Source organism: Streptomyces boluensis, assembly GCF_009908195.1.
Lineage (GTDB): Bacteria > Actinomycetota > Actinomycetes > Streptomycetales > Streptomycetaceae > Streptomyces > Streptomyces boluensis.
This window is the reverse complement of the sequence record NZ_JAAAHS010000408.1, coordinates 1-6,453: the sequence shown is the minus strand read 5'-3', so window position 1 is coordinate 6,453 and position 6,453 is coordinate 1. Positions and strand designations below refer to the sequence as shown.

At 72.1% G+C, this 6,453-nt stretch carries 5 protein-coding genes; 4 read left to right on the top strand and 1 reads right to left on the bottom strand.

What is annotated here, in order from left to right; genetic code table 11:
• Together GUY60_RS32270 and GUY60_RS32265 are read left to right on the top strand one after the other, a co-directional pair.
• A partial coding sequence (locus GUY60_RS32270; RefSeq protein WP_446697011.1) for an MFS transporter occupies positions 1-1,394 on the top strand: 1,394 nt, incomplete at its 5' end.
• Positions 1,395-1,733: 339 nt separating this feature from the next.
• The gene (locus tag GUY60_RS32265; RefSeq protein ID WP_161704345.1) at positions 1,734-2,657 is read left to right on the top strand and encodes a LysR family transcriptional regulator; all 924 of its coding nucleotides are present in this window, start codon (positions 1,734-1,736) and stop codon (positions 2,655-2,657) included.
• A 79-nt stretch (positions 2,658-2,736) separates the two neighbouring features.
• Here the strand turns inward: GUY60_RS32265 and GUY60_RS32260 are convergent, their stop codons facing one another.
• Complete coding sequence (locus tag GUY60_RS32260; protein ID WP_161704343.1) at positions 2,737-3,354, bottom strand: TetR/AcrR family transcriptional regulator; 618 nt, start codon at positions 3,352-3,354, stop codon at positions 2,737-2,739.
• Between the two features lie 271 nt (positions 3,355-3,625).
• Here GUY60_RS32260 and GUY60_RS32255 point away from each other — a divergent pair, with 271 nt between their 5' ends.
• The gene (locus GUY60_RS32255; protein ID WP_161704342.1) at positions 3,626-5,104 is read left to right on the top strand and encodes an aldehyde dehydrogenase family protein; all 1,479 of its coding nucleotides are present in this window, start codon (positions 3,626-3,628) and stop codon (positions 5,102-5,104) included.
• Between the two features lie 80 nt (positions 5,105-5,184).
• The coding region (locus tag GUY60_RS32250; protein WP_161704340.1) for an aminotransferase family protein at positions 5,185-6,453 on the top strand (1,269 nt) is incomplete at its 3' end.

The following is a 6,453-nucleotide window of genomic DNA, read 5'->3' as shown; positions in this document are numbered from 1 at the left end:
CCCACGAGGAGGCGCGCATGCGCACCACCCACAGCGGCACCCCAGCGACCGAAGCCGACGCCGCGGTGCCCACCGACGCGGTGCCCACCGACCCGGTCGCCCTGCGCAGGAGCGTCGCGGCGGGAGCCGTCGGCGTGTTCGTGCACTGGTTCGACTGGGCCGCCTACGCCTATCTCGCCGGCACCGTCGCGACCGTGTTCTTCCCGGCCGAGGACAGCACGACCGGACTGCTCGCCGTGTTCGGCGTGTTCGCCGTGTCCTTCGGTATCCGGCCCGTCGGAGCCCTGGTGTTCGGGCCGCTCGGCGACCGGATCGGCCGCAAGCGCACCCTGTCGCTCGTCATCTTCATGATGTCCGGCGCGACCCTCGGCATCGGCCTGCTGCCCGGCTACGCGTCCATCGGCATCGCCGCCCCCGTACTCCTGGTGGTGCTCCGCCTCATCCAGGGCTTCGCGGCGGGCGGCGAGTTCGGCAGCGCGGCCAGCTTCCTCGCCGAGAGCGCGCCCCGGCGCCGCCGCGGGTTCGGGGTGAGCTGGCTGGAGGTCGGTTCGCTGCTCGGCTTCCTCGCCGGCTCGTTCGCCTTCCTGCTCCTGTCCACCGGGCTCGACGACGCCCAGCTCACCTCCTGGGGCTGGCGCATCCCGTTCCTGATCTCCGCGCCCCTCGGCGTCATCGGCTTCATCATCCGCAACAAGATCGAGGACACCCCGGAGTACCGCGCCCTCGAAGCGAACGACACCGTCCCGCGCAGCCCCGCCCGCGAGCTGCTGCGCCACCACAAGCGGCAGTTGCTGCAGGCGGCCGGCCTGATGGCGGCCATGCACGTGCCGTTCTACGCGGTCCTCACCTACCTCGTCACCTACCAGACCGACCACCTCGGACACTCGGCCGACAACGCCGCGCTCCTCTCCACCTCGATCTCCCTGCTCGGCCTCGTGCTCGTGCCGCTTTTCGGCCGCCTCTCGGACCGGGTCGGCCGCAAGCCGGTGTTCGTCGCCGCGACCGGCGCGCTGCTCGTCCTCTCCACCCCGGCCTTCCTGCTGATGCGGACCGGGCTCACCGGGACCTGGATCGCGGGCCTCGCGCTCGGCGTGATCCTGGCGGCGATCCTCGGTACGTACGCGGTCTGGTCGGCGGAGATCTTCCCGACCCGTACACGGCAGAGCGGTCTGTCCGTCGCGTACAACATCACCGCCGCCCTGTTCGCGGGGACGGTGCCGTACCTGATGACGGTGCTCATCTCCGCGACCGGCAGCGGCCTGGTGCCCGGCCCGTACCTGATGGTGTTCGCCGTCGGCGGCCTGATAGCCGCCCTGTCCCTGAAGGAGACCGCGGGCACCGCGCTGCTGCACCCCGAGGACGTGTCGGAGCAGACACCGACCGAGGCCGGCTGACTCCGCAGGTCCCCGGCTCCCCGGCCCTGTCCCCTCCCGCTCGGCGTCGGCGCCGGGCGCTGGGGGACAGGGCCTAGGGCCTGCCGTTCGGATCAGGCCGGATCCGGTCGGCGGTGCGAATCGGTCGAGTTGAGCGGGGTCTGGTGCGTGCAGCTGCAAGGCGGAGGAGGGCGCCACTGCGGAGCATTGGCAACCGACGACAACGCCGTGGGGGTCCCCCCTGCTCGAGCGAAGCCGAGAGCTTGGGGGCGTGCGTGCCAGGCCCCGCGACCCCGGCAAGATCCGAACGGCAGGGCCTAAGGTCGGCTCCGACCGGATCGCCAGGCGCAAGGGCCACGTATGACGTCACCAGTGGGTTTCACGCTCGTCCAGCTCCGCTACTTCCTCGTCGCCGCCGAACGCGGGTCGATGACGGAGGCCTCGGCCGAGCTGCACATCGCGCAGTCCGCCGTGTCCACCGCCGTCTACAACCTCGAACGGGACCTGCGGGCGCAGCTGTTCATCCGCCGCAGGGGACGTGGCCTGACGCTCACGCCCGCGGGGGAGCGGCTCAGGCAGCAGGCGCGGGAACTCCTCGCCCGCGCCCGCGAGGTCGAACGGGAGGCCCAGGGAAGCGGGGAGTCGCTCTCCGGGCCGGTCGCCGTCGGCTGCTTCGTGACCCTGGCCCCGCACTATCTGCCGCCCCTGTTCAGCGAGAGCACCCGCCGCCACCCGGGCATCGAGATCGACGTCATCGAGGCCGAGACGGACCAGCTCGTGCACGCCCTGGCGACCGGACGCATCGACTTCGCGCTCACCTACGGGCTCGGTCTGTCGGCCGAGCCCGACCTGCACAGCGAGACCATCGCCCGCGCCCCGGCGTACGTCATCGTGGCGGCCGACCACCCGCTGGCCGGCCAGGGCAGTGTCGAGCTGGCCGAACTCGCCGCGGAACCACTGGTACTCCTCGACCTGCCGCACAGCCGCGACTACTTCCGCTCGCTCGTGGCCACCACCGGCACCGCGCCCGATGTCCGCTACCGCACCCAGAGCTACGAGACCGTGCGCTCCCTCGTGGCCCGCGGCCTCGGCTACTCCGTGCTCAACCAGCGCCCCGCGACCAGCCAGACCTACGGCGGCGGCGAGATCGCGGAACTCCAGCTCCGGGACAGCGGGCCGCCCCTGGAGGTCAAGATCGCCTCGGTCGCGAGCGTCACCCAGACCGCCCGCGCCCGAGCCGTCATGGACGTACTGCGGGACATCGTGCCCCGCCACGTCGAGTAACCGGCCCTGAAACAGGGGCAGTTGAGCGTACGAGCCGACCCGAGCCGGCCCGCCCCGCCGTCGTCCTCGCCGCCGTCCGCTACAGGTCGGCGCGGCCCGTCACCGCGCGTGCGTGGGCCAGGATCAGCTCGCGGGCGCGGTCGGGGCGCAGCGCCGCGTTCCGGCTGACGATGTGCAGTCCGTAGCCGTCCTCCAGGGCCACCAGGCCGTGGGCCAGGTCGTGCGCGGACGCGGCGAGGGTGAACCCGCCGGTCGCGGCGCCCACTTCGAGGGCCGTGCTGTACAGCGCGACCTCCCGCGCGAACAGCGACGCCATCAGCTCGGCGTGCCCGGGGCTGCGGCCCGCGCGCCGGTGCAGTTCGTAGAGCAGCCCGTGCACCGGGTCGTCCGTCATGCTCGGCAGGCCACTGCGCAGCAGCGCCCGCAGGCGTGCGGCCGGGTCGTCGGCGGGCGCCTCGTCGTACGCCCGCTGCCGCGCCGCCAGATAGCCCTCGACGGCACCCCGGTGCACCTCGAGGACGAGGTCGTCGAGCTCCGGGTAGTAGTACAGGACCGAGCCCTGGGAGACGCCCGCGGCCTCCGCGATGTCCTTGATGCGCAGGGCCTCGAGCCCGCGCTCCGCGATGGCCTGCCCCGCGGCGGACACGAGGGCCTGCCTGCGTGCGGTCTGGTCGCGTGGTCTGCCTGCTTTCCTCATAGCGCTGATTCTCTGATGTCCCGCTCAGAAAATGCAAGAAGTTCTGGTCGAGGGCATTGACGGCTGGTTCATGCATTGTTTGAATTTCGATTCAAAGAACCCGGTGCGGGTGCTCACTGCCGAGCCCCACGCCCCGCTCCTCCTGCCGAGCCCTCCGCCGCCGAACTCCGGACCCGGAACTCCGAGCGGCACCCCTGGACACCCACGGCCCTACCTGACCCGCACGGGCACAGGTCCGCCCACGTCCCACGACGCGATCGAAGGCCACACCATGCACACGTACGCCGACTGGCGGCAGCGCGCCGCCGAACTCACGCCCCGTACCCGCCTGTTCATCGACGGGGCGTGGAGCGACCCCGCCGACGGCCGGTGGATCCCGACCGTGAACCCCGCGACCGGCAAGACCACCGCCCAGGTCGCGGCCGGCTCCGCCGCCGACGTCGACCGGGCCGTGGCCGCGGCCCGCGCCTCCTTCGAGGACGGCCGCTGGTCGCGTACCGCCCCCGCCGAGCGCAAGCGCGTCCTGCTCGCCCTCGCCCGCCTCATCGAGGAGCACGGCGCGGAACTCGCCCTCTGCGACACCCTCGACATGGGCAAACCCATCGCCGAGTCGTACGGCACCGACGTGCCCGGCGCCGCCGGTGTCTTCACCTGGTACGCCGAGGCCCTCGACAAGCTCTACGACGAGGTAGCCCCGGCCCCGCCAGGACACCTCGCCCTGGTGCGCCGCGCACCGCTGGGCGTCGTGGGCGCGGTGGTGCCCTGGAACTTCCCCCTCGACATCGCGACCTGGAAGCTGGCCCCCGCCCTGGCCGCGGGCAACAGCGTCGTCCTCAAGCCGGCCGAGCAGTCCCCACTCTCCGCGCTGCTGCTCGCCGAACTCGCCACGGCGGCCGGTCTGCCCGACGGTGTGCTGAACGTCGTACCCGGACCGGGGGAGACCACCGGGCGCGCCCTCGGCCTGCACCCTGACGTGGACTCCCTGGTCTTCACCGGGTCCACCGCCGTGGCCAAGCGGTTCCTCGGCTACTCCGCCGAGTCCAACATGAAGCAGGTCTGGCCCGAGGCCGGCGGCAAGAGCCCCAACGTGGTCTTCGCCGACGCCGACCTGGATGCGGCCGCCGAACGCGCCGCGTGGGGCTTCGCCTACAACGCGGGCCAGGTGTGCTCCGCCAACACCCGTCTGCTTGTGGAGAGTTCGGTCGCCGAGGAGTTCACGGCCCGCGTCGCCGAGCACGCCCGCGGCTGGCTTCCCGGCGACCCGCTCGACCCCGCGACCCGGCTCGGTCCGCTCGTCGACGAGGCCCAGGCGGAGCGCGTCCTCGCCGCCGTGCGGTCGGCGGGCGGCACCCTCGTCTGCGGCGGCACGAGGCCCGACCTGGACGGCGCCTATGTCGACCCGACCGTCGTCACCGGCCTCGGCCCCGACGCCCCGCTGGTCCGCGACGAGGTGTTCGGCCCCGTACTGACGGTGCTGCCCTTCCGCGACGAGGCGGAGGCGGTGCGGCTCGCCAACGACTCCGCGTACGGCCTCGCCGCCTCCCTGTGGACCCGCGACCTGGGCCGCGCCCACCGCGTCGCCGACGCCCTGCGCGCGGGCACCGTCTCCGTCAACACCGTGGACGCGCTCAGCCCGTTCACGCCGTTCGGCGGGTTCAAGCAGTCAGGGCACGGCCGGGACCTCTCCCTGCACTCCTTCGACAAGTACACGGGCCTGAAGACGACGTGGATCACACACGGCACCGGCTGACCGCGCCGACGTCCGCCGCGCCCGCCCCGTAAGCCATCGGAACACCCCAACTCGCCACCCCAGCAAAGGAATTGCGCACCATGACCCTCGACACCGCCGAACTCACGCGCCTCGACCGGGCGCACATCATCCACCCCTACCTGCCGGGCAGCGCCACCGAGCGCGTCGTCATGGCCTCCGGCTCCGGCTGCCGCCTCACCGACACCGAGGGCCGGGACTACCTCGACGCCACCGGCGGTCTCTGGCTCGCCCAGATCGGGCACGGACGCAGGGAGTTGGCCGATGTCGCGCACGAGCAGATGTCGAAGCTGGAGTACTTCACCAGCTTCTGGGAGTTCTCCAACGAGCGGGCCATCGAACTCGCCGCCCGCCTCGCCTCGATCGCCCCCGACCCGCTGAACCACGTCTACTTCACCTCCGGCGGCTCGGAGGGCAACGAGGCGGCCATCAAGATGGCCCGCTACTACCACCACCGCCGCGGCGAAACGGACCGCACCTGGATCCTCGCGCGCAGCAAGGCGTACCACGGCATCGGCTACGGCGGCGGCTCCGCGACCGGATTCCCGCTCTACCACGAGGGCTTCGCCCCGATGATGCCGCACGTCTCGCACCTCACCCCGCCGTGGCCGTACCGCACCGACCTCTACAACGGCGAGGACCCGACCGACTTCCTGATCCGCGAACTGGAGGAGCGCATCGCGGAGATCGGCCCGACCAACATTGCCGCGATGATCGGCGAACCCATCATGGGCGTCGGCGGCATGCTCGTCCCGCCGGCCGACTACTGGCCCCGGGTGCGCGAGGTCCTCGACCGGCACGGCATCCTGCTGATCTTCGACGAGGTGGTCACCGCGTACGGCCGCGTCGGAGAGTGGTTCGCCGCGCAGCACTTCGACGTCACCCCCGACATCATCGTCACCGCCAAGGGCATCACCTCCGGCTACGTCCCGCTCGGCGCCCTCCTCGTCGCCGACCAGGTCGCCGAAGTGCTCCTGCGCGACCACGGGTTCCCGATGGGCTACACGTACAACGGCCACCCCGTCGCCACCGCCGTCGCCACCGCCAACCTCGACCTCATCGAGTCGGAGGGACTGCTCGCCCGCGCCACCACCCTGGGCGCGTCCCTGCACGGTGAACTGACCGCGCAACTGGGCGACTTGCCGATCGTCGGCGAGATCCGCTCCGTCGGCATGATGCTCGCCGTCGAACTCGTCCAGGACCGCGCCACCCGCACCCCGCTGCCCCTCAACCCCGACCGTATGCCGCACGACGTGATCCGCCGCGAGACCGGTGTCATCGTGCGCGACTCGGCCCACAGCCTGGTCCTGTCCCCGCCGCTCGTCATGACC

Coding starts and splice junctions, on each gene's coding strand:
- GUY60_RS32255 (WP_161704342.1), top strand. CDS start 3,626: ATGCACACGTACGCCGACTGGCGGCAGCGCGCCGCCGAACTCACGCCC.
- GUY60_RS32265 (WP_161704345.1), top strand. CDS start 1,734: ATGACGTCACCAGTGGGTTTCACGCTCGTCCAGCTCCGCTACTTCCTC.
- GUY60_RS32260 (WP_161704343.1), bottom strand. CDS start 3,354: ATGAGGAAAGCAGGCAGACCACGCGACCAGACCGCACGCAGGCAGGCC.